Origin of the sequence: Streptomyces sp. NPDC058052, from assembly GCF_042885515.1 — a bacterium.
In the GTDB taxonomy this organism is placed as follows: Bacteria; Actinomycetota; Actinomycetes; order Streptomycetales; family Streptomycetaceae; genus Streptomyces.
Genome location: NZ_JBHVRX010000014.1, coordinates 129,008 through 155,202 on the forward strand (window position 1 = coordinate 129,008; position 26,195 = coordinate 155,202).

At 74.6% G+C, this 26,195-nt stretch carries 26 protein-coding genes; 14 read left to right on the forward strand and 12 right to left on the reverse strand.

From position 1 onward, the window contains the following. The first annotated feature begins 108 nt into the window (after positions 1-108). The 4 genes from ACFVU3_RS20705 (at position 109) to ACFVU3_RS20720 (ending at position 5,229) form a co-directional block, all read left to right on the forward strand. Positions 109-2,289: a discoidin domain-containing protein gene (locus ACFVU3_RS20705; RefSeq protein WP_390068070.1), complete on the forward strand. Its 2,181-nt coding sequence runs from the start codon at positions 109-111 to the stop codon at positions 2,287-2,289. Positions 2,290-2,330: 41 nt separating this feature from the next. After that, positions 2,331-3,422: a DUF1996 domain-containing protein gene (locus ACFVU3_RS20710; protein WP_390068072.1), complete on the forward strand. Its 1,092-nt coding sequence runs from the start codon at positions 2,331-2,333 to the stop codon at positions 3,420-3,422. An 88-nt stretch (positions 3,423-3,510) separates the two neighbouring features. Beyond that, positions 3,511-4,917 (forward strand): GH1 family beta-glucosidase, encoded by a 1,407-nt coding sequence (locus ACFVU3_RS20715; protein ID WP_390068073.1) that lies wholly within the window; start codon positions 3,511-3,513, stop codon positions 4,915-4,917. Between the two features lie 141 nt (positions 4,918-5,058). Next, the gene (locus ACFVU3_RS20720; RefSeq protein WP_390068075.1) at positions 5,059-5,229 is read left to right on the forward strand and encodes a hypothetical protein; all 171 of its coding nucleotides are present in this window, start codon (positions 5,059-5,061) and stop codon (positions 5,227-5,229) included. A gap of 63 nt (positions 5,230-5,292) precedes the next feature. Here the strand turns inward: ACFVU3_RS20720 and ACFVU3_RS20725 are convergent, their stop codons facing one another. Both ACFVU3_RS20725 and ACFVU3_RS20730 read right to left on the reverse strand, forming a co-directional pair. Next, positions 5,293-5,880: an HAAS signaling domain-containing protein gene (locus tag ACFVU3_RS20725; RefSeq protein ID WP_390068077.1), complete on the reverse strand. Its 588-nt coding sequence runs from the start codon at positions 5,878-5,880 to the stop codon at positions 5,293-5,295. Then, complete coding sequence (locus ACFVU3_RS20730) at positions 5,877-6,248, reverse strand: PadR family transcriptional regulator (RefSeq protein ID WP_390068079.1); 372 nt, start codon at positions 6,246-6,248, stop codon at positions 5,877-5,879. Before ACFVU3_RS20730 ends, ACFVU3_RS20725 begins: the two co-directional genes overlap by 4 nt. A 114-nt stretch (positions 6,249-6,362) precedes the next feature. Here ACFVU3_RS20730 and ACFVU3_RS20735 point away from each other — a divergent pair, with 114 nt between their 5' ends. Together ACFVU3_RS20735 and thpR are read left to right on the forward strand one after the other, a co-directional pair. Then, a complete protein-coding gene (locus ACFVU3_RS20735; RefSeq protein WP_390068080.1) occupies positions 6,363-7,478 on the forward strand; it encodes a hypothetical protein in 1,116 nt (371 codons plus the stop codon). An 82-nt stretch (positions 7,479-7,560) separates the two neighbouring features. Continuing rightward, a complete protein-coding gene (gene thpR, locus ACFVU3_RS20740) occupies positions 7,561-8,142 on the forward strand; it encodes an RNA 2',3'-cyclic phosphodiesterase (protein ID WP_390068082.1) in 582 nt (193 codons plus the stop codon). A 75-nt stretch (positions 8,143-8,217) separates the two neighbouring features. Here thpR and ACFVU3_RS20745 read toward each other — a convergent pair whose 3' ends face one another. Further along, complete coding sequence (locus ACFVU3_RS20745) at positions 8,218-9,096, reverse strand: maleylpyruvate isomerase N-terminal domain-containing protein (RefSeq protein WP_390068084.1); 879 nt, start codon at positions 9,094-9,096, stop codon at positions 8,218-8,220. Between the two features lie 155 nt (positions 9,097-9,251). Continuing rightward, entirely contained in the window at positions 9,252-10,346 is a 1,095-nt protein-coding gene (locus ACFVU3_RS20750) for an Lrp/AsnC family transcriptional regulator (RefSeq protein ID WP_390068190.1), read from the reverse strand. Between the two features lie 109 nt (positions 10,347-10,455). Here ACFVU3_RS20750 and ACFVU3_RS20755 point away from each other — a divergent pair, with 109 nt between their 5' ends. Together ACFVU3_RS20755 and ACFVU3_RS20760 are read left to right on the forward strand one after the other, a co-directional pair. Then, on the forward strand, positions 10,456-11,664 hold the full coding sequence (locus ACFVU3_RS20755) for a M20 family metallopeptidase (protein ID WP_390068086.1): 1,209 nt from the start codon (positions 10,456-10,458) through the stop codon (positions 11,662-11,664). Then, positions 11,661-13,145, forward strand: a complete 1,485-nt coding sequence (locus ACFVU3_RS20760; RefSeq protein WP_390068088.1) for an MFS transporter — start codon at positions 11,661-11,663, stop codon at positions 13,143-13,145. The genes ACFVU3_RS20755 and ACFVU3_RS20760 overlap by 4 nt, the downstream gene beginning before the upstream one ends. A 22-nt stretch (positions 13,146-13,167) precedes the next feature. On the opposite strand, the gene ACFVU3_RS20765 is transcribed toward ACFVU3_RS20760, so the two are convergent. The 3 genes from ACFVU3_RS20765 to ACFVU3_RS20775 are packed head-to-tail and all read right to left on the reverse strand — an operon-like array spanning position 13,168 to position 16,726. Then, positions 13,168-14,532, reverse strand: a complete 1,365-nt coding sequence (locus ACFVU3_RS20765) for an MFS transporter (protein ID WP_390068090.1) — start codon at positions 14,530-14,532, stop codon at positions 13,168-13,170. Next, the gene (locus ACFVU3_RS20770) at positions 14,529-15,374 is read right to left on the reverse strand and encodes an SDR family NAD(P)-dependent oxidoreductase (protein WP_390068092.1); all 846 of its coding nucleotides are present in this window, start codon (positions 15,372-15,374) and stop codon (positions 14,529-14,531) included. Before ACFVU3_RS20770 ends, ACFVU3_RS20765 begins: the two co-directional genes overlap by 4 nt. Next, positions 15,371-16,726 (reverse strand): flavin-containing monooxygenase, encoded by a 1,356-nt coding sequence (locus tag ACFVU3_RS20775; protein WP_390068093.1) that lies wholly within the window; start codon positions 16,724-16,726, stop codon positions 15,371-15,373. The genes ACFVU3_RS20770 and ACFVU3_RS20775 overlap by 4 nt, the downstream gene beginning before the upstream one ends. A 132-nt stretch (positions 16,727-16,858) precedes the next feature. Here ACFVU3_RS20775 and ACFVU3_RS20780 point away from each other — a divergent pair, with 132 nt between their 5' ends. Beyond that, entirely contained in the window at positions 16,859-17,500 is a 642-nt protein-coding gene (locus tag ACFVU3_RS20780) for a TetR/AcrR family transcriptional regulator (RefSeq protein ID WP_390068094.1), read from the forward strand. A gap of 22 nt (positions 17,501-17,522) precedes the next feature. Here ACFVU3_RS20780 and ACFVU3_RS20785 read toward each other — a convergent pair whose 3' ends face one another. Then, on the reverse strand, positions 17,523-18,152 hold the full coding sequence (locus ACFVU3_RS20785) for an ankyrin repeat domain-containing protein (RefSeq protein ID WP_390068096.1): 630 nt from the start codon (positions 18,150-18,152) through the stop codon (positions 17,523-17,525). A gap of 351 nt (positions 18,153-18,503) precedes the next feature. Here ACFVU3_RS20785 and ACFVU3_RS20790 point away from each other — a divergent pair, with 351 nt between their 5' ends. The 4 genes from ACFVU3_RS20790 to ACFVU3_RS20805 all read left to right on the forward strand — a co-directional run bounded on the left by ACFVU3_RS20790 (position 18,504) and on the right by ACFVU3_RS20805 (position 21,953). Then, positions 18,504-19,172, forward strand: a complete 669-nt coding sequence (locus ACFVU3_RS20790; RefSeq protein ID WP_390068098.1) for an aspartate/glutamate racemase family protein — start codon at positions 18,504-18,506, stop codon at positions 19,170-19,172. A 132-nt stretch (positions 19,173-19,304) separates the two neighbouring features. Next, entirely contained in the window at positions 19,305-20,771 is a 1,467-nt protein-coding gene (locus tag ACFVU3_RS20795; RefSeq protein ID WP_390068100.1) for a chlorohydrolase family protein, read from the forward strand. 3 nt (positions 20,772-20,774) lie between these two features. Continuing rightward, positions 20,775-21,578, forward strand: a complete 804-nt coding sequence (locus tag ACFVU3_RS20800; RefSeq protein ID WP_390068102.1) for a hypothetical protein — start codon at positions 20,775-20,777, stop codon at positions 21,576-21,578. 57 nt (positions 21,579-21,635) lie between these two features. Beyond that, the gene (locus ACFVU3_RS20805) at positions 21,636-21,953 is read left to right on the forward strand and encodes an SH3 domain-containing protein (protein WP_390068103.1); all 318 of its coding nucleotides are present in this window, start codon (positions 21,636-21,638) and stop codon (positions 21,951-21,953) included. 55 nt (positions 21,954-22,008) lie between these two features. On the opposite strand, the gene ACFVU3_RS20810 is transcribed toward ACFVU3_RS20805, so the two are convergent. Then, positions 22,009-22,407, reverse strand: coding sequence for a VOC family protein (locus ACFVU3_RS20810; RefSeq protein WP_390068105.1), 399 nt, complete (start codon positions 22,405-22,407; stop codon positions 22,009-22,011). Between the two features lie 115 nt (positions 22,408-22,522). On the opposite strand from ACFVU3_RS20810, the gene ACFVU3_RS20815 reads away from it, so the two are divergent. Further along, positions 22,523-23,008 carry a hypothetical protein gene (locus ACFVU3_RS20815; RefSeq protein ID WP_390068106.1) on the forward strand — a complete coding sequence of 162 codons (486 nt, stop codon included), beginning with the start codon at positions 22,523-22,525 and terminating at the stop codon, positions 23,006-23,008. 54 nt (positions 23,009-23,062) lie between these two features. Here ACFVU3_RS20815 and ACFVU3_RS20820 read toward each other — a convergent pair whose 3' ends face one another. From ACFVU3_RS20820 to ligA, 3 genes are all read right to left on the reverse strand, one after another. Further along, positions 23,063-23,719 (reverse strand): hypothetical protein, encoded by a 657-nt coding sequence (locus ACFVU3_RS20820; protein WP_390068108.1) that lies wholly within the window; start codon positions 23,717-23,719, stop codon positions 23,063-23,065. Positions 23,720-23,907: 188 nt separating this feature from the next. Next, positions 23,908-24,882 (reverse strand): Gfo/Idh/MocA family oxidoreductase, encoded by a 975-nt coding sequence (locus tag ACFVU3_RS20825; RefSeq protein WP_390068110.1) that lies wholly within the window; start codon positions 24,880-24,882, stop codon positions 23,908-23,910. A gap of 1 nt (position 24,883) precedes the next feature. After that, positions 24,884-26,194, reverse strand: a complete 1,311-nt coding sequence (ligA, locus tag ACFVU3_RS20830) for a protocatechuate 4,5-dioxygenase subunit alpha (RefSeq protein ID WP_390068112.1) — start codon at positions 26,192-26,194, stop codon at positions 24,884-24,886. Position 26,195: the final 1 nt, after the last annotated feature.

A 26,195-nucleotide genomic window follows, 5' to 3' on the forward strand; every position in this document is an offset into this window, starting at 1 on the left:
GGCGCCCCGCGCCCCGGCCACCGACTCCTTCCGGGCGGCAACCCGTCCCGCTGTGCCGCCCGGAAGGGCACCACCCTCCCCTTCCCCCGCGTCCGTCCTGGAGCCGCCATGACCGCGCACCACCTCCCCACGACCAGCCGCGTCCGCGAGCGCACCCGCACCACCGCCTCGCTCGTCTCCCTCGGCGCCCTGCTCGCCACCTCCCTGACGGCCCTCGCCGCCGCCCCCGCCTCCGCCGCCGAGACCCTGCTCTCCCAGGGCAGGACGGCCACCGCCTCCTCCGCCGAGGGCGCCGGCTTCCCCGCCTCCGCCGCCGTCGACGGCGACCCCGGCACCCGCTGGGCGAGCCAGTGGAGCGACGGCCAGTGGATCCAGGTCGACCTCGGCCGCACCGCCTCCGTCAGCCGGATCGTGCTGAACTGGGAGGCCGCCCACGCCACCGCGTACGACATCCAGCTCTCCGACAACGGCACGGACTGGCGGACCGTGAAGTCCGTGACCGGCTCCGACGGCGGCACCGACGAGATCGCCGTCTCCGGCACCGGCCGCCACGTCCGCCTCCAGGGGGTCACGCGCTCCGGCGGATACGGCCTCTCCCTCTGGGAGTTCAAGGTGTACGGCGAGGAGGGCGGCACCCCGCCCCAGACCGGCGGCGCCGTCCGCGTCACCGGCACCCAGGGGAACTGGCAGCTGACCGTCGGCGGACAGCCCTACACCGTGAAGGGCGTCACCTGGGGCCCGGCCGTCGCCGACGCCGGCCGCCACATGCCCGACGTGAAGTCCCTGGGCGTCAACACCATCCGTACCTGGGGCACCGACGGTTCCACCAAGCCGCTCCTCGACGCGGCCGCCGCCCAGGGCATCCGCGTCATGAACGGCTTCTGGCTCCAGCCCGGCGGCGGCCCCGGCTCCGGCGGCTGCGCGAACTACGTCACCGACACGACGTACAAGACGAACATGCTGAACGAGTTCGCCAAGTGGGTCGAGGAGTACAAGTCCCACCCCGCCACCCTGATGTGGAACGTCGGCAACGAGTCGGTCCTCGGCCTCCAGAACTGCTACTCGGGCACCGAACTCGAAGCCCAGCGCAACGCCTACACGACCTTCGTCAACGACGTCGCCAAGAAGATCCACACCATCGACCCGGACCACCCGGTCACCTCCACCGACGCCTGGACCGGCGCCTGGCCCTACTACAAGCGCAACGCCCCCGACCTCGACCTGTACTCGATGAACGCCTACGGCGACATGTGCGGCGTCCGCGAGGACTGGGAGCAGGGCGGCTACAGCAAGCCGTACCTCATCACCGAGACCGGTCCGGCGGGGGAGTGGGAGACACCGAAGGACGCCAACGGCGTCGCCGAGGAACCCACGGACGTGCAGAAGGCCGAGGGCTACACCCGCGCCTGGAACTGCGTCACCGGCCACCAGGGCGTCGCCCTCGGCGCCACCGTCTTCCACTACGGCACCGAGCACGACTTCGGCGGCGTCTGGTTCAACCTCCTGCCCGACGGCCTCAAGCGGCTCTCGTACTACGCCCTGAAGAAGGCGTACACGGGCAGCACCGCCGGCGACAACACCCCGCCCGTCATCACGAACATGACCGTCACCCCGTCCGGATCCGCCCCGGCCGGCGGTGAGTTCACCGTCCGCGCCGACGTCCGCGACCCCGACGGAGACCCCGTCACCACCAAGGTCTTCCTCAGCGGCAACTACGCCAACGGCGACAAGCGCCTCCTGGAGACCCCGTACCGGCGCAACGCCGACGGCTCCCTGACCGTCACCGCCCCCGAGAAGCTCGGTGTGTGGAAGGTGTACGTGCAGGCCGAGGACGGCCGCGGCAACGCCGGCATCGAGACCAGGTCCGTCAAGGTCGTCGCCCCGCCGGTCAGTGGCACCAACCTCGCCCAGGGCCGCCCCACCACCGCCTCCTCCTTCCAGGCGTCCTACGGCGACTGCCCCTGCCCGGCCGGCAACGCCACCGACGGCAACCCGAACACCCGCTGGGCCAGCGACTGGGCCGACCCCCAGTGGATCCAGGTCGACCTCGGCGCGGTCCGCTCCTTCTCCCGCCTCCAGCTCGTCTGGGACCCGGCCTTCGCCCGCGCCTACGAGGTCCAGGTCTCCGACGACGGCCAGAACTGGCGCACGATCCACACCCAGACCGCCGGCAACGGCGACATCGACACCATCGAGTCCGCGGCCACCGCCCGGCACGTGCGGCTGCACATGACCGCGCGCGGCACCGGCTGGGGCTACTCGCTCCACGAGTTCGGTGTCTTCGGCTGACCGGTCCGCACCACCCCTCCCACCCCACTGAGGAGATCCCCATGAGATCGAGCCCCAGGCGGCTCTCGGCACTTCTCGTCGGTACGGCCCTCATCGCCAGTGTCCTCGGCATCGGCACGATGGCCCAGGCCACGGACCCGGAGAACGGCGTCCCGCCCGCCGTCGCCGCGGCCGCGAACCATGTCGGGCACCAGATGGCGGCCTCCACCCAGGCGTCGGGCGACGACGCCGACGGGGACGGGTACATCCCCGCGGACCCGCCGGTCACCGGCGTCACCCCGTCCACGGACACCCCGCCCCCGGCCTACCACCACGAGTTCCAGGCCGGCTGTTCCGCCGGCCACACCGCGCCGGACGACCCGATCGTCTACCCGGGCCAGTTCGGCAAGTCCCACGACCACACCTTCATGGGCAACACCTCCACGAACGCCGCCAGCACCACCGGCTCGCTCTACGGCGGCAGCACCACCTGCAAGGCGCCCGCGGACGCCTCCGCGTACTGGATGCCCTCGCTGTTCAAGGGCGACCAGAAGATCCTGCCCGTGGGCCCGCAGGTCATCTACTACAAGGCGGGCGTCACCGACTACCGGAGCGTCCGGCCCTTCCCCAGGGGACTGCGGTTCGTCGTCGGCAACCCGATGCAGACCGAGCAGGAGTTCCGCGGCCACAAGGGCTTCGTCGAGGGCTGGGAGTGCGGTGACAGCTTCTTCAACACCGACATCCCCGCGCACTGTCCCGAGCGGCCCGACGTCCAGCTCAACCTGCGCATGCAGGCGCCCAGCTGCTGGAACGGACTGCACCTCGACACCCCCGACCACAAGAGCCACATGGCCTACCCGGTGGTCAAGCCCGGCACCAACGACAACATGTGCCCGGCCTCCCACCCGGTCGCCCTGCCGATGATCGAGTTCAAGATGGCCTGGCCGGTCAACGGCGACATGAGCCAGGTCCGCCTGGCCAGCGGCCGCGGCTACTCCTTCCACTACGACTTCTTCAACGCGTGGGAGGAGCGCACCCTCAAGGCCCTGGTCGACCACTGCATCAACGGCGGCCTCCAGTGCGACACGCGGGGCTTCGACCTCTACCGCCCCGAGCGCGGCACGGTGCTGAACGCCGACCACCGCCTGCCCTGATCCCCGTCCACCCCGTCACGGGGCGGCCCGGACGTCCGCCGCGGCGTCCGGGCCGCCCCCGCGCGGCTCTCCACCGGAGCTCCCACCCATGCCTGCCGCAGACCGCTTCCCCGACGACGACGCCCTGATCGCCCGTCTCCCGCCCGGCTTCCGCGTCGGCGCCGCCACCAGCGCCTACCAGATCGAGGGCGCCACGGCCGAGGACGGCCGCACCCCCTCCATCTGGGACACCTTCTGCCGCGTGCCCGGCGCCGTCGACGACGGCGACACCGGGGACACGGCCTGCGACCACTACCACCGCATGCCCGAGGACGTCGCCCTCATGGCGGACCTCGGCCTCGACACGTACCGCTTCTCCGTCGCCTGGCCGCGCGTCCAGCCCGGCGGCCGAGGACCCGCCAACCCCAAGGGGCTGGACTTCTACGACCGGCTGGCCGACACCCTCCTCGCCCGGGGCGTCACCCCCTGGCTCACCCTCTACCACTGGGACCTGCCGCAGGAGCTCCAGGACGCCGGCGGCTGGCCCGCCCGGGACACCGCCCACCGCTTCGCCGACTACGCGGCGCTCGTCCACGACCGGCTCGGCGACCGCGTCACCCACTGGACCACCCTCAACGAACCGTTCTGCTCGGCGGTCCTGGGCCATGTCGAAGGCGTGCACGCGCCCGGCGGACGGTCCCTCGCCGACGGCGTCGCCGCCGTCCACCACCTGCACCTCGCCCACGGTCTCGCCGCCCAGCGGCTCCGCGCCGCCGCCCGCCGCCCCCTCGACCTGGCCGTCACCCACCTCCTCGGCACCAGCGCCCCCGCCACCGACAGCCCCGCCGACCACGAGGCCGCCCGCCGGGCCGACGCCTTCGGGTTCCGCTTCTACCTCGACCCGATCCTGCGCGGCGCCTATCCCGAGGACCTGATCCGCGACCTCGCCGCGCACGGCGTCGAGATCCCGGTCCACGACGGCGACCTCGCCGCCATCGCCACCCCGATCGACACCCTCGGCGTCAACTACTACCGTTCGATGCGGAGTTCGGGCACGGACGAGAACGGAGCCGTCGTCGACGCCCGGGGCCTGCCCGTCACCCGGGGCCTCCCGCACGGCGGACTGCCCGTCACCGGGCTCGGCTGGGAGGTCATGCCCCACGACCTCACCGCCCTGCTCCTCCGCATCGCCCGCGACTACCCCGGCACGCCCATGGTGATCACCGAGAGCGGCGCCGCCTACGACGACGTCCCGGACGCCGACGGGTACGTCGACGACCGGGACCGCACCGCCTACCTCTCCGCCCACCTCGCCGCCGTCGCCCGCGCCCGCGAGGCCGGCGCCGACGTCCGCGGCTACCTCGCCTGGTCGCTCCTCGACAACTTCGAGTGGGCATACGGCTACGCCCAGCGCTTCGGCCTCGTCCGCGTCGACTACGCCACCCAGGCGCGCACCCCCAAGCGCAGCGCCCTGTGGCTCCGCGACACGGCCCTGCGGGTGCGCGGCGGGGCCTGAGCCCGGCGATTGCGGGCGCTCCCGGCGCGGCGGACGATGGAAGGAGGGCGGTCCCGGCCGCCACGGCGGCACCGGCCCGCCCTCCTTCCACCGGGCCCCGATCGGCGAAGGACCGGAGGCCCGTAGACCGGAGGAGACGTCATGGCCGAATCGCAGAGCGACCCGCTGGCCGCCTGGACCGGACGACTGCTCACCCTCGGTGCCGGGATCTCCCCGGAGGACGCCAGGGCGTTCGTCCAGGACCTCTACGCCCACGCGCAGTCCGAACTCGACGAGAAGCGCGCCGAGGCAGACTTCGCCCGCGAGGAGTAGAGGGGGTCCCTTCCGGATCGTCCCGGCGGGCTCCGGAAGGGAGGGCCCGGCCCCTCGGGGCCGTCAGTCGCGGAGCGCCTTCAGCAGGATCATGGCGCCCGCGGCCGGCACACCGAGTGCGAACACGCCGATCAGGAGCACCTCCACGGGGCCGAGCCGGCCGGCCGCGAGGAGCAGTCCGCCGAGGAACAGCAGGGCCGGTACGGCCACGGCCGTGGCCGTACCGATGCGCTTGTGCCGGGCGTCCCACAGCGGCGTCTTCCACAGCAGCGCGAGGCCGATCGCCAGGACCAGCGCGCCCGCGAACGGGGAGCCGACGACCAGCAGGCCGCCGAGCGCGGGCAGGGCGGCGATGAGCCGCGCGGCCTGGCGGCCGGAGAGCGGGCCCGTCGGCAGCGGGGCCGCCGGCAGGGAGGCCGTCGCGGTGGTGCGCGGTCCCTCCTCGGCGAGCGCGGAGGCGGCCACCGTGCGGGGGTCGCCCAGTTCGGCGAGGACCGCGCGGATCCCGGCGTCGTCGCCGGCCTCGCTCACCTCGATGTGCTCGCGGAGGTCGGCGAGGAGTTCGGACCGGCGCTCGGCCGGGAGTTCCGCGGTCTCGCGGGCCACGGAGTCGAGGTAGGCCGCGACGAGCGGGTGGTCGATGGCGTTCATGCGGTGTCCCCCTGCGGGTCGTTGAGGAAGTGGTCGACGGCGTTCCGGAAGTGCGGCCACGCCCCGGCGAACTCGGCGAGCGCCGTCCGGCCGAGGGCCGTCAGCGCGTAGTAGCGGCGCGGCGGCCCGCTGGGGGACTCGCGCAGCTCGGTGTCGACGAACCCCTCCCGCCGCAGCCGCGACAGCAGGGGGTAGATCGTGCCCTGACTGGTGGTCATCACGCTGACCGCGGAGAGCTCGGCGAGGAGTTCGACACCGTACTTCGGCTCGTCCCTGAGCAGCGCGAGGACGCAGTACTCCAGCACTCCCTTGCGGAGCTGGCTGGGAACCCTGCCCCCCGCCTCGTTCTTTGCGTTACCAGGAACCATGCAATGCAAGATACTGCCGACGGTGGCCTTCGACAAGCCGCGCCATGCGGCGGCCCGCCACGCCGGCCCGACGGGAACCGGCCGCTCCGGCCGATCGTGTTACGGGGGACGGACATGGACGGGAAGAAGGGAGACGTGGTGGTCGCCAACGAGGCGAGGATCGAGGGGGACACCCTGCTGCTGGGGGACGGGGTGCGGGTGCGCTTCGTGCGCACGCTCCGGCTGCCGGAGACCGGCACCCACCGGCTGCCCCCGGGGCTCGGCACCTTCCCGCTCCGCCGGGTCGAGGACTACCCCGACACCGTGCCCGAGCAGTGGCGCGCCAAGGGCGGCGTGATGATGCCGGTCTACCTCCGCGAGGCCATGTGGCTCAGCTTCGCGGGCAGCCCGGAGCCGACCGCGCTCCAGGTCGGCGTCGGCAAGGTCTGCGCGATCTCCGGCGAGAAGTGGACCGGGCGGCTCTCCCGCCGCCCGCAGAACTACGTGGTGCTGCCCCGCCAGCCGTGGCTGGACGGCATCAACTCGGGCAGGGGCACGGTGCGCCAGTTCGTCGCCGTCCCGCTCGGCATGGGCGCCACCGTCGAGGGCCAGGTCACCGGCGAGGAGACCGTCGGCGGCCTCCAGCTCCAGGCGTTCCCGCTCGCCCCGAAGCTCCGGGCCGCCTGGCGCGCGGAGCAGCGCCGGCTCGCGGAGGAGCGGCGGCGCCAGGCGGAGGAGCGGGCCCGGATCCTCGCCGCGGGCCCGCCGCCCCGCTCGCCGCGCCCGGCGTTCGGCGGCTACGGCGGCCCGCCCGCGATGCCGATGGCCGCCCCCGCGGGACCCCCGCCGCAGGCCGCGGCGGCGATGGGCATCGGCGCCGGCGGCTCCATGCGCCAGGAGGTGTACGAGGACGACCGGCCGGCCCGCGACTGGTCCGGCACCGCCGACGCCCGCGTCTTCGTCCACCTGGTGACCCCGCCCGAGTGGCGCCGCATCACCGGTGAGGAGCCGCCGCCCTCGCCCGCCGACCGCGCCGCCTACACCCGCGCGGGGCTGCCCTGGTACGACTACTTCGACGCCGACGGCACCGACCTCGCCCCCAGCGGCACCCTGGCCGACGTGAAGCCCGTCGGGGAGTGGCTCGGCGACGACCTCGACCCGTGGACGCCGCCGGCGCCGCACCAGGTCAAGCCGCTCGGCCCGCCCCCGCCCCCGCCGGGCGGAGCCCCGATCGCCGACGGCGACTGGTGAACCACCGGTACGGGGGCCGCGCCGGCCCCCGTACCGGGACCCGGCCGCACGGCCCCGGCACCGGCACGGTACGAATCGACCTGTGAACGACTCGACCCAGCCCGCCACCATCCGCGTCTTCATCGCCCTCGCGCCGCCCGACGACGCCAAGGACGAACTCGCCCGGGCCCTGGCACCCGCCTACGCGGCCCACCCCGGCATGCGCTGGAACCGCATCGAGGACTGGCACATCACCCTCGCCTTCCTCGGCGAGCTGCCCGTCGCCACCGTCCCGCTCCTCCACGGCCCCCTCGCGGAGCTCGCCGCCGCCCGCCCTCCCCTCGGGCTCTCCCTCCAGGGCGGCGGCCACTTCGACTCCCGGGTCCTCTGGAGCGGCGTCGCGGGAGACGTCCCCGGCCTCCACCGCCTCGCCGACGAGGTCCGCACCCTGGTGAAGGAGACCGGCATCCCGTACGAGGGCCGTCCGCTGCGCCCGCACCTGACCCTGGCCCGCGCCCGGCGCGGGGACCTCGCCGCCGTCCCGGCCGCGGCCCGCGTCCTCGACGGCTTCGACGGCCGCCCGTGGCCGGCCGCCCGGCTCCACCTCGTCGGCAGCGACGACGCCCGGGGCCCCGCCCCGGTCCGCTACCAGGACATCGACTCCTGGCCGTTCATCGGGATCTGACCGGCCCGGCGCGCCCGGCAAGGTCCGGAAGAGACAGCAAGGTCCGAAGTGCACGGCAAGGTCCGAGGGGACGGCCTAGGGTGCCGTGATCAGCTCGCTCAGCCGCGGGGCGAGCCAGGGCCTGCGGCCGCCGGCCCGCATCCGGCCCCGCGCGATCGCCTTCCAGAGCGGCATCCGGCCGAAGGAGACGAGCAGGAAGGCCGTCGGGGCCGCCGTGATCCGGCAGTCGTACGGGCGCGGCGCCGGGTCCCGGGTCACGGTGGCGGCGCCGTCCTCCACCACGACGGCGAGCCGCGGACCGCCCTTCAGGGCCAGGTCGAAGGCGATGCGCACGCCCTGCGCCTTCTCGGCGTCGAGGGCGAGCGGCATCATCGTCACCATCGCCTGCCCGATCACCAGGGACGCCTCCTCGGCGGCGAGCGGCCACGGGCGGCGCGCCCCGCGCGCCATGTCGAGCCCATGCACCAGGGTCTCGCTGAGCATCAGGCCGGTCGCCGCCGCCAGCGGTACGGTGCGCCCCGGCCCGTACCAGGGCGCGGGGACGGGCGTGTCGGGCGCGAGCCCCGCCGAGTCCCGCAGGAAGGCGGCGCCCCGCTCGGCCAGGATCGGGCCGAGCCGCTTCCGCTCCGGACCGGCGACCAGACCGATCGACAGCGCGTTCACGGCGGCGATCCGCTCGCCGAACGTCCCCTCCGGCCCGGCCAGGACGGCGTCCCAGTCGATGCCCTCGGCGCCCGCGCCGCTCCGCTCGCCGGGGATCGCGGACCCGTAGGCGAGGTACACGGCGGCGAGATGCGCCCCCACGTCCCCGACGGACCACACGGGCACCCCCGACGGGACCTCCAGGTCGCCGATCGCGCCCACCAGCTCCACCAGCCGCCCGATGGCGGCCTCCAGCGCGACCCGCGTCCGCTCGTGCTCGGCCACCGGATCGAATGCCGTGACTGCACCCATGCGATTTCCCCCAAGGCTGTGGACGGGCCCGCACATTACCGCCCAGTAGCATGCGGGCGACAGGGGTCGCGCGTCACGAACGGGGCACTCCCCGAACCCGTTCCCTTCACGCATGATCATCCGCATGGGCGAACACGACGGCCGCGCGCCCGGCCTCAGCCGCCGCCCGCTGACCCCGGGGCCGCCGGGCGGGGGGTGCGGAGCCGGTCGAGGAGGGCCGCCTCGGCGGCCTCCGACCGTGCGTCGCTCCACTGCCCGAGCGGCACCGCGCGCAGGTGCCGCCCCCGGGGATCGAGGAGGTGCCCGCCCAGTTTCATCGGCCAGAGCGTCAGCGCCCGGTCGGTGACCACGAGTTCGGGAAACCGCTCGGCCAGCCGCGTCTCGAACGGCGCGATGTCGTCCACCGACCGCAGCCAGGCCGCGAGCAGCAGGTTGTACGGCCCCGACAGCGAGGCGCACATCCGGATCTCCCGCAGCGCGCTGATCCGCTCCGCCAGCCGCGGCGCCCGGCTCTGCGGGACCGCCGCCCACAGCGACACCGACACCGGCCACCCCGACAGCGCCCGCGCCACCTCGCAGCGGTACACCAGCGCGTGCTCGGCCTCCAGCCGGTCCAGCCGCCGCCGGACCGTCGTCGGACTGAGCCCGGTCCGCTCCGCGAGGCGCGCCGCGGACTGCCGGGGATCCTCGCTCAGCACCCGTACGAGCTCCAGGTCGCGCCCCTCCAGGAGCCGTCCGCCCGCGGGCCGGGCCGGCGCCGGCCGGCCGGCGCCCGCCAGCGTCCGCCGCTGCTCCTCGGTCAGCCGGTCCAGCCGCCACCGGCTCCCCTCGGTGTGCAGGGTCGTCGCCACCTGGGTCCGCGACGCGGCCACCCCGTCCAGCGCGCCCAGGCGGAAGCCCACGTACCGGGCGAGTTCGGCCTGGTCGGCGAAGACGGCGGTCACCAGGAGGTCCCGGCCGCCGCTGACGTGCTCCAGGTTGAACACGTGCGGATCCTCGGCGATCTCCGCCGCGACCTCGTGCAGCCGTCCGGCCGCGCAGTCCACCTCGATGAAGGCCACCACCGCCGGTGCCTGCGCCCGGACGGCGGGATGGACGCTGATCCACGCGTTCCCGTCCCGGGTCAGCCGCGCCCAGCGGCGCGCCACGGTCGACGCGTCGAGCCCCAGGGCCTCGCCGACGGTCTGCCAGTCGGCCCGTGGAGCCACCTGGAGGGCGGTCACCAGCAGGTAGTCCAGCTCGTCCAGCACACCCACCACCCCGTTCCCGAAACGGCTCATTCGCGCAAACGATCACCCGGGAGCGGTGGATCCGCGCAAGCGAACGCCGTTCATCCGGCGGATCGGCACTATACCCGGCATGTTCACGCACAGCGACGCCCTGGCGCACGCCGACACCCTCATCGCCCTGCGGCACGACCTCCACCGCCGGCCCGAACTCGGCCTCGACCTGCCGCACACCCGGCGCAAGGTCCTCGACGCCCTCGCCGGACTGCCCCTGGAGATCACCCTCGGACAGCGGCTCACCTCCGTCACCGCCGTCCTGCGCGGCGGCCGCCCCGGCCCCGCCGTCCTGCTCCGCGGCGACATGGACGCCCTCCCCGTCCAGGAGGACACCGGCGTCCCGTACGCCTCCGAGGTGCCCGGCCGGATGCACGCCTGCGGCCACGACCTCCACACCGCAGGACTCGTCGGCGCGGCCCGGCTCCTCGCCGCCCGCCGCGACGAACTCCCCGGCGACGTCGTGTTCATGTTCCAGCCCGGGGAGGAGGGCATGGGCGGCGCCGGCCTGATGATCGACGAGGGCGTCCTCGACGCCGCCGGCGCCCGGGTCGTCGCCGCCTACGCCCTCCACGTCACCTCGACCCTGCTGCCCACCGGATACGCGGCCGTCCGCCCCGGCCCCATGCTCGCCGCCTCCGACTCCGTCACCGTCACCGTCCGGGGCTCCGGCGGCCACGGCTCCTCGCCGCACTCCGCCAAGGACCCGGTCCCCGCCCTCTGCGAGATCGTCACCGCCCTCCAGACGATGGTCACCCGCACCGTCGACGTCTTCGACCCGGCCGTCGTCACCGTCGGCTCCCTGCACGCCGGCTCCGCCGGCAACGTCATCCCGGAGCGGGCCGTCCTGGAGGCGACCGTCCGGTCCTTCTCCACCGCCACCCAGGCCGCCGTCCGCGCCGGCTGCGAGCGCGTCGTCCACGGCGTCGCCGCCGCCCACGGCGTCGAGGCCCACCTCGACTACCGGGAGAACTACCCCGTCACCGAGAACGACCCGGCCGAGGCCGCCTTCGCGCTCCGCACCGCGCGGGGACTCCTCGGCGCCGACCACGCCTTCGAGGCACCGCGCCCGCTCACCGGCTCCGAGGACTTCTCCCTCGTCCTGCGCGAGGTCCCCGGCGCGTACCTCGGCATCGGCGCCTGCCCGCCCGACCGCGACCCCGCCACCGCCCCCATGAACCACGCGCCGCAGGCCGTCTTCGACGACCGCGCCGTCCTCGACGCCGCCGTCCTGCTCGCCGAACTCGCCGCCCGCCGCCTCCAGGAAGCCGCCGAGGAGCCCGCGTGACCACCACCGACCACCCCACCTCCGGCCGGCCGGACACCACCGCCCCCGGAACCGGATCCGGCTCCGTCCGGGCCGTCGTCGGACTCCTCGTCCTCTTCGAGCTGACCAGCGGCTTCCTCCAGGGCGGCATCGCCCCCCTGCTGCCCGAGATCGGCCGCGAGCTCGGCATCCCCGACGCCGACCTCACCTGGGTGATCTCCGCCCAGCTCCTCGCCGCCGCCGTCAGCGTCCCCGTCCTCGGCCGCCTCGGTGACCTCCACGGACACCGCAGGGTCCTGCGCTGGGCCCTCGCCTGCGTCGCCGCCGGCACCCTGCTCGTCGCCCTCGCCCCGAACCTGCCGGTGCTGCTCGCCGGCCGCGTCCTCACCGGCCCGCTGGCCGCCCTCCTGCCGCTGGAGATCGCCCTCGTCCGCGACCGGCTGCCGCTCGGCCCGGCCCGCTCCGCCATCGCCCGCCTCGTCGGCGCCCTCGCCCTCGGGACCCTCCTCGGCGGCGTCCTCACCGGCGCCGTCCACGAACTCACCGACGACGTCCGCCTCACCCTCCTCGTCCCGGCCGCACTCGCCGCCGCGTGCGTCCCCGTCTCCTTCCTCGCCATCCCCGAGTCCCGCCGCCTCGCACGAGGCCGCCTCGACCTTCCCGGCGCCGCCCTGCTCAGCGCCACGATGCTGCTGCTCCTCTCCGGCGTCGCGGCGGCCGAGGACGACGGACCCGGCCCCACCGCCCTGGTCCGGCTCGGCCTCGCCGCGCTCCTCGGCGCCGTCTGGATCCGCGTCGAACTCCGCACCGCCGAACCCCTGGTGGACGTCCGGGCGCTCGCCGACCGCCGGGTCGCCCCGTTCTTCCTCTGCGCCTTCGCCTTCGGCGTCGTCTACTTCGGCGGCCAGGCACCCGACGCCACCTTCCTCGCCGCCGACCCGGTCACCACCGGCTACGGCTTCGGGCTCTCCGCCCTCCAGATCTCCCTGGTGGCGCTCCCGGCGGCGGCGACCGCCGTCGTCACCTCCTCGCTCACCGCCCGCATCGCCGGCCGGACCGGCTACGTCCCCGCGCTCGCCGCGTCCTTCGCCCTCATCACGGTGAGCTTCCTGACGACCGCCGCCTTCCACACCGCCCTCTGGCAGCTCGTCGCCGCGAAGATCCTCGCCGGACTCGGCCTGGGCGTCGCCCTCGGAGCCATGCCCACCGTCATCGCCGAAGCCGGCGAACCCTCCCGGACGGGCGTCACCACCGCCCTCTACAACAACGTCAAGACGCTCGGCGGCGCGGTGGCCGGCGGTGTGACGGCCGCCGTCCTCACCGCCTCCGCCGCGCCCGCTTCCGACACCCCGGACGCATCGGCGTACGTCACCGTCTGGCTCCTCTGCGCCGCCCTCGCCGCCGCGGCCGCCGCCCTCACCCTCGTCGCCCGCGGAGCCGCGCCCCCGCCCGGGACCGGCGCCGCCGCGGAAGCGGGACCCCCCGCCTCCGGGAACGCCTGAGGTCCGGCCGGCCCGGTCCCGCTCAGACCGCGGGATCCAGGGCGTACCGCCGCTGGAACCACAGGGCCACCGCCATCAGCGCGGCCGGTACGACGGTGAAGCCGACGAGCAGCGCGCCCAGCGCCGTACCGGACTGCGCGGCGGGAGCGCCCGCGGTGCTCGCCACGAAGCCGCCCAGCGCCAGGACCGCCGAGTACAGATAGGGCCCGATCGCCGTGCCGGTCGCCTCGGTGGCCGTCCACACCCCCGTGTACGCGCCCGCCTTCGACGAACCCGCCGCCTCCGCCGCCGCCACCGCGTCCGGCACCATCGAGAACGCGAACAGCTGCAGCCCGGCGAAGGCCACGCCCATCACCATCACCACGGCGGCGGTCACGGCGACGCCGGGCGTCCCGCCGAGCGTGGCCCCCGGCAGCAGTGCCAGCGACCCCGCCGCGAACACGCCCTGCGACAGCAGCAGTCCGCGCTGCTTCCCGAACCGCCGCGACCACGCCGTCCACAGCGGGCTCGCGAACAGCGCCGGCGCGAGGAACAGCCCCATGAAGAGCGCGGTCAGCCGGGTGTCGTCGAAGACGTACGCGGTGACGTACGGCAGCGCCGCCAGGAACAGGTGCGTCGTCGTCCCCGTGAACAGGTACGACAGGACCAGCGCCCGGTAGTCGCGGTCCCGCCACGCCACCCGCAGATCGGCCAGGGCCGCGTGCCCCGCCCGCTCGTCGGGCACCCGGAACCCGCACGTGCCGGTCAGCCGCCGCACCCCCACCAGCGCGACCAGCGCCGAGACGCCCATCGCCGACGCGAGCAGCAGCGCCATCAGCGCGTAGTCGCCCCGTCCGCCGGCCGCCACCAGGGCCGGCGCGGCGACACCGGCGCCCAGCAGCCCGAGCGTCAGCAGCACCATGCGGAACATGAACACCCGGGTCCGTTCGTGGTAGCCGACCCGCAGATCCGAAGGGGTCGTCAGATACGGCACCTGGAAGCCCGCGAAGAGCAGATTGCCCACCGTGAACCAGCACCCGACCCAGAGCGCCGCCGGCGCGCCGGCCAGGGCCGGCGGCACGCTGAACAGGGCCACCATCGCCACCCCGAGCAGCACCCCGGCGCGCATCATCCGGCGGCGGTGGCCGAAGCGGCGCGCCTCCCGGTCGGACCGCGAGCCCAGCAGCGGATGGACGACGATGTCGGCCACCTTGGGCAGCAGCAGCGTCAGGCCGGCCAGGAAGGCGGGCACCCCGAGGACGTCGGTGAGGAAATAGAGGAGCAGCAGGCCCGGCACGGTCACCCACACACCCATGCCGATCGATCCGGAGGCGTACAGCGCGAGCGTCCCCCGGCCCGCCCGCGCCGGCGTCCCGGTGGCCTCGGCGGCCGGGACCGGGGCGCTCATGGCCGGCCCCCGTGACGCTCCACGACACCCGCCGCCAGGGAGGCCCCCTCGAAGGCGCCGGCCGCCGCCCGCGCGGACAGCGTCCGGGCCACGATCCGGTCGGTGAGCGCGGGCAGATGGCGGGCCAGGAAGAACTCCACCGCGCCCTTGCGGGTCGTCGTCACGTCCCGCCGGGGCCGGACCGCCAGCGCGGTCCCGGCGAGCGCGTCCACGACGCCGTCCAGCGGCTCGTACACGCTCATCCCCTCCAGCGAGAGTCCCGCGGCCCTCGTCGCGTCGTGGATCGGGCTCCGCACGGCGGAGGGGTACACGCAGCTGACGGCGACGTGGGTGCCGAGCTCCAGGCGCAGCGCGTCGGCGTAGGCGACCATGGCGCGCTTGGACGCGCCGTACGCGGCGGCGAGCGGGAGCTGCATCACCGCCATCCGGGACGCCACCATGACCACCCGCCCCCGTGCGGCGACCAGCGCGCCGACGCACGCGGCCGTCACCCGCCAGGTGCCGAGCAGGTTGATCTCCAGCTGGCGGCGGACCTCCTCGCCGGGGGCGTACTCGGCGGGCGCGGGTCCGCCGGTCCCGGCGTTGTTCACCAGGACGTCGAGCCCGCCGAGGACCGTGAGCGCCTCGGCGACGGCGGAGGCCACCGACGCGTCGTCGGTGACGTCGCAGGCGATCACGGGGAACGGCTCGTCGCCGGCCGGACGCAGGTCGAGTCCGACCACGTGGGCGCCGGCCCGGGCCAGCCGCTCGCCCAGGGCGCGGCCGATGGTGCCGGAGGCGCCGGTGACGAGGACGCGCCGGCCGCGCGGGTCGTGGTGCCGGCGGGGGAGTCGGAACGTCATGCGGATGCCTGCGCCTTCGGGGTGGGGGCGGGGACGCCGGCGCCGCGGGCGGCCCGGCGGACTCCCGCGCGGATCTCGCGGGGAAGCTCGGCGACGTACCGGTCGAAGTCGACCCGCATCATCGGCCGCCGGTCGCCCCAGCGGCGTACCGCGGCGGCGTGGGCGCGGGCGACGGAGGCCCGCTGCGCGTCCGGGGACGGCAGGGCGTAACGGCCGGAGAGGTAGGCGGCGGCCAGTTCGGCCTGCGCCTCGACCACGGGGAGCGCGGCGCCGGTGGACTGCATGAGGCCGACGAAGGCGAGCGTCGGGTCGTCGAGGTGGAAGACCCGGCGGTAGAGCGGGAGCGCCTCGGGGTCGTCACCCCGCCACTCGGGGCCGAGGAACGGCAGGGTGACCCGGTAGCCGGTGGCCCACACGATCACGTCGACGTCCTCGGAGGTGCCGTCGGTGAAGACCACCCGGCCGCCGTCGAGGCGGGCCACGCCGGGGCGGGCGACGACCTCGCCGTGGGTGAGCCGGTGCAGGATCGTGTCGCTGATCGTCGGATGGTCCTGGAAGAGCCCTCCGGCCGGACGCGGCAGTCCGTACCGCTCGGGGGTGCCCACGGCCAGCCGGAGCACGGCCTGCGCGACCGTCTGCCGGATCCGCCAGGGGAGCACGGCGAGGGCGCCGCCGGTCGCGTCGGCGGGGCGGCCGAAGAGGTACTTGGGGACGATGTGGGTGCCGCGCCGGGCCGACAGGAGCACCGGCCCGTCGGAGACGTACGAGGCGTCGACGGCGAGGTCCATGGCCGAGTTGCCCATCCCGACGACGAGCACCCGGCGCCCCGCGAAGACGTCGGGGGTGCGGTAGTCGTGGGCGTGCAGCTGCGTGCCGTGGAAGGTGCCGGGGTAGGCGGGGGCGGGCCACTTGGGGTCCCTGTTGTGCCCGTTGGCGACGACGACGGCGTCGTACGGTTCCGGGTCGCCGCCGGCCGTGACCTCCCAGCCGGCGTCGGCGCGGCGGACGGAGGTGACGTGGGCGCCGAAGCGGATGCGCGCGGTGACCCCGAAGACGTCGGCGTACTCCGCGAGATAGCCGGCGACCAGGGCCGCGGACGGGTAGTCGGGCCACTCCTCCGGCATGGGGAAGCGGGCGAACCCGGTGCGTCCCTTGCTGGTGTTGAGGTGCAGGCTGTCGTAGGCCGGCGATCCGCCGCCCGCGTCCGCCCCCGTGCCGTCCCCCGCCCAGAGGCCGCCGGGGCGGGAGCCCCGTTCCAGGACGGTGACGTCGAGTCCCTCGTCGAGCAGTGCCTTGGCCGCGGCGAGCCCCGCCGCCCCGGCACCGATCACCGCCACCCTCGTCGAGCCCATGCCCGGCCCTCCCTTCGTCGAGGGCGCTCATTCAATCGAATGATGGAGAGCAGCGCAATCGTCTCTGACCTGCGCAAACGCTCTCCGGCAGCTGATTGAACCGGCTCGGTCACGTCCGGTAGCCTCGGGCGCATGAGCAGTCAGCCCGACGACGGCCACAGCCGCGAACGCATCCTGGCCGCCGCCACCCGGCTGTTCGCCGAACGCGGCTACGACGCCACCAGCACCCGCGCCATCGGCGAGGCCGTCGGGCTCAACATCGCCACGGTCGCCTACCACGTCGGCGCCAAACCCGAGCTCTACCGCACCGTGATGCGCCGCGCCCACCTGGCGCAGCGGGAGGCCGTCACCGCCGCCCTCCACCGGCTGGACGCCTGCGGCCCGACGCCGGAGGGGACCCGCGCCGGGCTGCTCGACTTCGTCGACTCCTATCTCGCGTTCTGCCTCGACCACCCCGAGGTGCCGGCGCTCTGGATGCGCCGCTGGCTCGCGGAGGGCACCGAACTCGCCGAGATCGAGACCGAGTTCGCCGGACCGCTGGTCGCCGAGGTCGCGGCCGCCGTCCGCGTGGTCCTCGACCGCGCGGGGCTCGGCGCGGACGCCGACGTCGAGCCGCTCGTCTTCACCATCGTGTGGACCGCCCACTCCTTCGCCCAGGCCGGCGTCATCGACTCCTCCGGCCGCCGGCTCGGCCCCCGCGACCTCCCCACCCTCGACCGCTTCCGCCGCCACCTGCACGCCGTGGTCACCGGGGTCCTCGACCGCCCGGTGTGACGGACGGGCCGGGCCGGCGGGCTCAGCGGACGGCCGCGAGCAGTCCCGCGATCTCGCGGAAGCCGCGCCGCTCGGCGTGCCGGAGCGGGGTGACCCCCTCGTGGTCCGGGAAGTGGGGAGCGGCGCCGGCGCTGATGAGCAGTTCCACGATCTCCTGGTACGCCGGTGTGCCGTCGCCGAGCACGACCACCTCCAGCAGCGCCGTCCAGCCCAGCCGGTTGACGTGGTTCACGTCGATGTCGGTGGCGCGCAGCACGGCCCGTACGTAGTCGACGTGGCCGCGTTCGGCGGCGGGGATGAGGCTGGTGCCGCCGAACCGGTTGGTCAGCGTCACGTCGGGCGCCGGGTCCGCGGCGAGGAGCACCCGCATCATCGGGACGCTGCCGGTCACGCCGGTGATCAGCCACGGCGTGTCCTCGCGGTCGTCCCGCGCGTTCGGGTCGGCGCCGGCCGCCACCAGGGCCCGGGCGGCGGCCACCCGGTCGCCCGCGGCGGCGAGCAGCAGCGGCGTCCGGTCGTGCTCGTCACGGCGCTCGACGACGGCTCCGGCGGCGAGCGCGGCGCGCACCGCGTCGGCGTCGTCGTTCCGTACGGCGGACCGAAGGGCCAGGTCGGCAGGGGACACGGTGCTCCTCGGAGGTGAAGGGTTCATCGGACGCGCGGCGGGCGGTGGTCCGGCCGGCGCGCTCTCGCCCGGCGCACTCCATCCTGGGCGCGGTGCCGGGCCTCTCCCGTCGTCCCGGCGGTTCCAGCATGCGGGCGGACGGCCGAGGCGGAGGTCATCCGATCGGTGGATACGCCCGCTCGCCCCGCGGTTTCGTATACCGGCATGCGGATGCCATCGCTCCGGTGGTCCCGTGCGCCGCTTCGGGCACCTGTCATGCCCGGATTACGGCTTCCCCGGTACGGAAAATGGTATCCAGTCCCCGGATGCAGAGGCTTCCGAGCCCTTGACGCGACCGCGACCGCGACCGCGAAACCGAACGACGAAGGACACCGGCGCATGACGCTCATCGGGCTCATCAACCCCAACACCGACGCGGACACCACGGCGATGATGGCCGCCATCGCCCGCCGCACCCTGCGCCCCGAGGACGGCTACGACGTCCAGGGGATCACCGTCGCCGCCGGCCCGCCCATGCTCGTCGACGAGGAGGTCCTGCGCGCGTCGGCGGACCACGTCCTCGACGCGGCGGACCGGCTCCTCGCCGGACCGGCCGGCGACCGCGTCGCCGCCCTCGTCGTCAGCGCCTTCGGCGACCCGGGCGTCGAGGAGCTCCGCGCCCGCACCTCCGTCCCCGTCGTCGGCATCGCCGAGGCGGCCCTGCGGGAGGCCGGCGCGGACGGCCGGCGCTTCGGCATCGCCACCACCACCCCCGGCCTCGTCGCCGCCATCGGCGCGCGCGTCACCCGCCTCGGCTGGTCGCGCCAGTACGCCGGCGTCCGCCTCACCCCCGGCGACCCCCGCCGGCTGGCCGCCACCCCCGCCGAGATGACGGAACGCCTCGCCGAGGCCGTCGACCTCTGTGTCCGGGAGGACGGCGCCGAAGCCGTCGTCATCGGCGGCGGCCCCCTCGGTGAGGCCGCGGAGGCCCTCCGCCACCGCTTCCCGGTCCCGGTCGTCGGCCCGATCCCCGCCGCGGCCCGGGAGGTCCTGCGCGTCCTGGCGTGAACCCCGCGCCCGGTGACGGGACACCGACCCCCCGCCCCGCCACCCGGCCCCCGAGCCTCACGCGCGATAATCCCGCAGGTCACCACCGATCGACCCGCTCACCCCGCACCCCCACGAAGACGGGAGCCCCGCATGCGCACCCTCGTCACCGCGAGCCACGTGGTCGGTTACGACCCCCGGGCCGACGACCACGTCCTGATCCGCGACGGCCAGGTGGTGTACGAGGGTTCCCGGATCGTGTTCGTGGGCCGGGGCTACGACCCGGCGCGGTGCGGCGAGGTCATCGACGCCGGACGGGCCCTGGTGGGCCCGGGCTTCGTGGACCTGGACGCGCTGGCCGACATCGACCACGCCCTCCTGGACACCTGGCACGCCGACGGGCGGGGCCTGCAGTGGTCGGAGGAGTACGCGCGGTCCGGTCCGGTGGCGGTGTTCGACGCCGAGGACAGGGCGTTCATCCGTGAGTACGCCCTCACGCAGTTGATCCGCAACGGCATCACGACGGCGATGCCGATCGCGGCGGAGACCCACTCCGACTGGGCGGAGACGTACGAGGACATGGCGCGGACGGCCGACAGCGCCGCCCGGTTCGGCCTGCGCATGTACCTGGGCCCGAGCTACCGGTCCGGTGTCCCGGTGGTCACCGCGGAGGGCGGCCGGGACATCTGGTGGCAGGAGGGCAGGGGCGAGCGGGGTCTGTCGGACGCGGTGCGCTTCGTGCGGGACTTCGACGGCGCGCACGACGGTCTGGTACGAGGCGCGCTGCTGCCCTGCCGGATCGAGACGCTGACGCCGGAGCTGATGCGGGCGACGGCGCGGGCCGCGGAGGAGCTGGACTGCCTGGTGCGGCTCCACTGTCTCCAGGGCACGGGAGAGCTGCGCGAGCTGGCGGACCGTCATGGCGCCACCCCGCTGGCCCTGCTGAAGGAGACGGGCCTGCTGGGACGGCGCCTGCTCATCCCGCACGCGATCTACATCGGCGGACACAGCGAGGTGGACTCCCCGTACGCCGGTGAGCTGGAGGAGCTCGCGTCGGTCGCGGGGATCGTCCACTGTCCGCACACGATGGTCCGCTACGGCGCGGCGCTGGAGGACTTCGACCGCTACCGCGCGGCGGGCGTGAACATCGCGATGGGGACGGACTCGTTCCCGCCGGACATGATCCGCACCATGGACTACGGCACGAACCTGTCCAAGCTGACCACCCGCCGCCTGGACGCGGGCAGCGCGGCCGACTACTACCGCGCGGCGACCCTGGGCGGCGCCAGGGCCCTGGACCGCGACGACCTGGGCAGGCTGGCGCCGGGGGCCCTGGCGGACCTGGTCGTGGTCCGCCTCGACGGGCCGCGGACGGGTCCGGTGGACGACCCCGTCCGCACGCTGCTGATGAACGCCTCGGGCGCCGACGTCGACACCGTCGTCATCAACGGCCGCACCGTCCTCGCGGGCGGTACCGTCCCCGGTGTCGACGAAGCCGCCTGGCGCACCCGGGCCCAGGACGTCTTCGACCGTATGAAGGCGGCGTACGCGACCCGTGACTACCGCCACCGCACCACCGCCGCGCTCTTCCCCGGCTCCTTCCCCACCCACGAAGGCTGAGCGATGACCACCCCACCGCACCCCGGCTTCGGCGCGACACTGACCCGGCTGCTCGACCACCGGGGAGCCGGCGCACGGGAGACGGCCGACCGCGCCGGGGCCACGGCGGACGAGGTCCGGGCGGTGCTCGCGGGGCGGAGCCCCGGCGACGACCTGCTCCGGCGGCTCGGACCCGCCCTCGGCCTCCACGCCGTCGACCTGTTCGTCCTCGCGGGGCGGACGGTCCCGGACGACCTGGCGCCGCTGGACGCCACGGCCGCGCAGTGGGCGTGGATCACGGTGGGGGATGCCGCGCGGCTCCCCGAGCCGGAGCGCCGCGCGCTGCTCCGGCTGGTCCGTTCCCTGCCGCAGGAGGAACGGCGCGCCCCCTTCGTCCCGCAGCCGCTGGCGCCCCTCGCCGACGGACCGGGCGGCTGGATCGTCCGCATGCTCCAGTACCGCAACCTCAGCCGGACGGGCATGGCGCACGCCCTCGCGTACGTGACGCCCACCTACCTGTCGGCCGCCACCTACGGCGTGATCGGCTCCGGGCGCATGGAGCTGACCCCGCGTCTGGTGACGGACTTCGCCGCCGTGCTGGGCATCGACGCCGGTGAACTGGCCGCCATGACGGGTGTTCCCCTGCCCGGGCCGCCGGACCCGCCGTTCCCGGAGGCCACGTACGCCGCGGAGCTGCTGTGGGCGGCGCGGCGGCTCTCGGCCGGCCAGGCGCAGCACGTCTCCGAGGTGGCCGGCGCGCTGCGCGAGGACCACCACGACCGTGAGCCGACGGAGGACCCGGACCTGGAGTGTCCCTCGAACGGGTGAGAGTTCGGCCGTGCCCGTGACACCCGTACAGGCACGGCCCGTTGCCGGGGCATGCGCATGACGTCGATGCTCGGGGTGGCCCTGACAGCCGTGTTCCTGGCGGCGGTCGCCCCCGCCCCCGCCGCCCCCGAGCGGTCCGATCCCTGCGGCCACGAGGCCGGCGGCACGGTCGCCCTCCGCACCGGTCCCCGTGACTCCCGTGACTCCCTGGGGGTGCTGCGCGCCGGGGACGACGTGGCCGTGCTCCGGGAGTCCGGCGACTGGTACCGGGTGCGCCTCGACGCGCGGTCGCGCGCGGGGCTCCGCGCCGGCACGGAGGGGTGGGCCCCGAAGCGGTCCTTCAGGGCGCACGACTGCGGCCGGCCGAACGGCTAGGCCGTCTCTTGCGGATCCTGCCGGGGCGAGCCCGGCAGGGTCCGGAGGAGACGGCCTAGGGAACGTCCGTGCCGGCGGTCGTCGCGGCGCGGTCGGAGTCGCTGCGCAGGACGCAGAACTCGTTGCCCTCGGGATCCGCGAGGACGGCCCAGCCCGCGCCGCCGGGCTCCCGCAGGTCGTGCACCAGGGTGGCGCCGAGCGCCGTCAGCCGCTCGACCTCCTCCTCGCGCGTGGTCGTCGGGCGCAGGCACAGGTGGATCCGGTTCTTGGCCGTCTTCGGCTCCGGCACCTGGTTGAAGTAGAGGACCGGGCCCTCGGGCAGCAGCACCTGCGTCTCAGGGGCACCAGGCGCGTCGTCCGGGTGCAGCGGCGCACCGGTCACCTCGCTCCAGAACCGCGCCAGCCGGTACGCGTCCGAACAGTCGATCGCCACGTTCTGCACTACGGACATCATGCGGATGATCTTGCCGGAGAGCCGCCCGTTCCGCCAGCGGCGTGACCGTGGCCGCCGGTGAGCGCTGCGTGGGCCGGGTCTAGGATGCGCGCCAGGGACGAGGGGGGCGGCGGACGTGACAGGACCGGGGTGGGGCGTCGACCGGACGGCAGCGGAGGAGGAGCCCGCCGCGGGCGCTCTCCGGCGCGGGCGGCGGATCGCCGTCGCCGTCGGGGTGCTGCTCGCCGCCGGGGCGGCGGGCGCCGCCGTCCTGGGGTGGGGACCGTTCGAGGCGGGCACCATCACCGCGGACCGGCTCGCCGGCGGGTGGGAGGGGCCGGAGGGCGAGCGCCTGGAGTTCCGCGCCGACGGGACCTTCTGCGCGCGGGCGTTCCCGATCGACCAGGCCCCGGCCCAGCCGGTCGACTCCTGCGGGCGCTGGTCCTTCAGCGAGGACGGGGAGACCGACCAGGGCATCGACCTGGACTTCGACCGGCCCTCGTACGCCCTGATCGGCATGGTGCGCGTGTCCGGCGAGGACGGCGCAGGAGGGCTGTACGTCCGCTGGGACATCGACGACGCGTCCGGCCGGCTGGAGCTGCGGAGGGTTCCGGCGGGCTGAGGAGAGCCCGGGGCGTGGGCGCCCCGGCGGTCGTGCCGGGGCGCCTCCGGTCGGTCAGCCCTTGGCGGCCGGGGCGTCGGGCCCGCAGGACAGGAGGGCCGCTTCCAGGGCCGGCTCGCTGTCCTTGAGCGCGGCCCGCGGCTGGTCGCATTCGAGGACCCCCGTGCCGTCGCCGACCCAGCTCGTGGCGCGGCCCGTGCTGGGCTCGCCGCCGGGGCAGGCGCGGCTGAACTCGCCCGTGACGACCCGTACATAGGTGTACGCGACGAGGGTGCCCGGGCCCGAGGTGCTGTGGATTTCCTCGTCGAGCTCCGGTGCGGGGCGGCCCGCCTCGGAGAAGACCGAGTCCTCGCCGCCGCCGCCGATGTGGGCGCCCAGCGAGCGCAGTACGGCCCCCGCGTCGATCTTCGGCCCCTTCACCGTCGTCGCCTCGGTGCGCGGCGTGTGGAGCCGCTTCAGCGGCTGGGTGAGCTTCCCGCCGTTCTCCTCGAACGTCTGCTTCTCCGCGACGCCCGTCAGGACCTCCCGCTGCCCGACGCCGGACCACGTGTAGGTGCCGGCCGTCGCGCAGGCGTCCGTCGTCGCGGCCGGGCGCGCGGTGGCCGAGGTGCGTGTCCCGCCGTCGGACGTGCAGGCGGTCGCCGCGCCCGCGAGCAGCGCGGTGACCGCGCACGCCGTCAGCCGGTTCCGCATCGTGTTCATGGTCTTCATGTGATCGTTCCCCCTGTGATGCCATGGGTCGATGGCGATTCCGACCATGACGCCCACAAGACGCCCCTGACAAGCGACTTGAGCTGCATTTGAGCGGATCGGCCGGGGAACCGGGCGTTCCTCCCCGACCGGTCCGTTCCGTCGGCCCGTCCGTCCGCACCTCTCCGCGCCGGTGCGGGACGGCGCGATCAGGGGGCCGCGTCCGCCTCCAGCTGCTCCTCCAGGGCGGCCAGCGTGCGGTAGCAGGACAGCACCTGGGCGAGGGAGGAGTTCGGCTCGCGGCCCTCGCGGATGGCGGCGACGAACTCGCGGTCCTGGAGCTCGATGCCGTCCATGGAGACGTCCACCCCGCTCACGTCGATCGGTTCGTCCTTGCCGGTGAACAGGTCGTCGTAGCGGGCGATGTAGGTGCCGGTGTCGCCGATGTAGCGGAAGAACGTGCCCAGCGGACCGTCGTTGTTGAACGACAGCGACAGGGTGCAGAGGGCTCCGTTCGCCGCCCGCAGCTGGATCGACAGGTCCATCGCGATGCCCAGTTCGGGGTGGATCGGCCCCTGCAGCGCGTTGGCCCGCACGATCGGCGAGCCGGTCTGGTACGCGAACAGGTCGACGGTGTGCGCGGCGTGGTGCCACAGCAGGTGGTCGGTCCAGGAGCGCGGCTCCCCGAGCGCGTTGAGGTTCTTCCGGCGGAAGAAGTACGTCTGCACGTCCATCTGCTGGATGCCGAACGCACCGGCCTCGACCCGCCGGCGGACCCACTGGTGGCTGGGGTTGAAGCGGCGGGTGTGGCCCGCCATCGCGACGAGCCCGGTGCGCTGCTGCGCCGCCACGCACGCCTCGGCGTCGCCGAGGGAGTCGGCGAGCGGGATCTCGACCTGCACGTGCTTGCCCGCGTCGAGACAGGCCAGGGTCTGCTCGGCGTGCAGCTGGGTGGGGGTCGCGAGGACGACGGCGTCGATGTCGTCCCGCGCGAGGACCTCGTCCAGGGAGCCGGCGGCGTGCGCCACGCCCTGCTCGGCGGCGAACTTCTGGGCCCGTTCGAGGCTGCTGCTCACGACGGCGGCCACCTCGACGCCCTCGATGCGGCGGAGCGCGGCGGCGTGCTTGGCGCCGAAGGCGCCGCCGCCGGCCAGGGCGATCCGCAGGGTCCGGTCGTCAGTCATGTCACTCCTTCTCGGCGGGCTCTTCGGCCCGGGGGCGGTTCTCCAGGATCAGGTGGCCGACGGCCGTGTTGGACGCCGGCACATGGTAGAAGCGGTGCTTGACCTCGACCTCGCGGGAACCGTCGGCGTCGGTGTCGCCCAACGCGCCGCGGGCGATCAGCCACATGACGAGCTCGATGCCCTCGGAGCCGGCCTCCTCGACGTACTCCAGGTGCGGTACCCCGGCCAGGCCGGCCGGGTCCTCGACGAGCCGGTCCAGGAAGGCGTTGTCCCACTCCCGGTTGATCAGGCCGGCGCGCGGGCCCTGGAGCTGGTGGCTCATGCCGCCGGTGCCCCAGACCTGCACCTTGAGCGGCCGGTCGTACGACTCGATCGCCTTGCGCAGGGCTCGGCCCAGCCCGAAGCAGCGGGCACCGGAGGGGACCGGGTACTGGACCACGTTGACGTGGAACGGGATGACCTTGCAGGGCCACTTCTCGACGTCGCCGAACATCAGCGACAGCGGGACGGTGAGTCCGTGGTCGACGGCCATCTCGTTGACGAGGGTGAGGTCGAAGTCGTCCCGGATGAGGGAGTGCGCGATGTGCGCGGCCAGGTCGGGGTCGCCCTCGATGCCGGGCACGGGGCGCGGCCCGTACCCCTCGTCGGCGACCGGGTAGGAGGCGCCGGTGCCGAGCACGAAGGTCGGGATCATCGACTGGTCGAAGGCGCTGGCGTGGTCGTTGTAGACGAGGACCACGACGTCGGGGAGGTTCTCCCGCTCCCACGCCCTGGCGTACTCGTAGCCCTCGAACACCGGCTTCCAGTACGGCTCTTCGGTCTTGCCGTGGTCCATCGCCGCGCCGATCGCGGGGACGTGCGAGGTGAAGACGGCGCCGGTGACGGTGGCGTGACGGGCCGGTGCCGCCGGCACGTGGGCGGCTTCGAGGACGGCGTGGTCGATGCGGTTGCCCTCGACCGGCCGGCCGCCGCCGGCCATCATGGCGCGGTACTCCTCCTCGGTCATGCCCGTCATCGAGCCGGCCATCTGCTGGAACGAGAGGCCCAGCGTGGCGCCCCACTTGGCGAGGAAGTAGATGTTGCCGCCCTCGCGCATCGCCGCGTTGAGGTCGCGGTCGAGCAGCGCCCGCCTCTGCTCCTCCCGCAGCGGCCACGCGTCCAGGTAGGCGCGCTCGTCGGCGAGGTACGCGGCACGGTTCTCCGCCGTCATCAGGGACATGCAGAACTGGTTGAGGTGGTACCCCTTGGCCGACTGCTCGGCGTCGAAGACGGTCGTGCCCGGAACGAGTCGGTAGGTCTTGTCCAGCGCCATG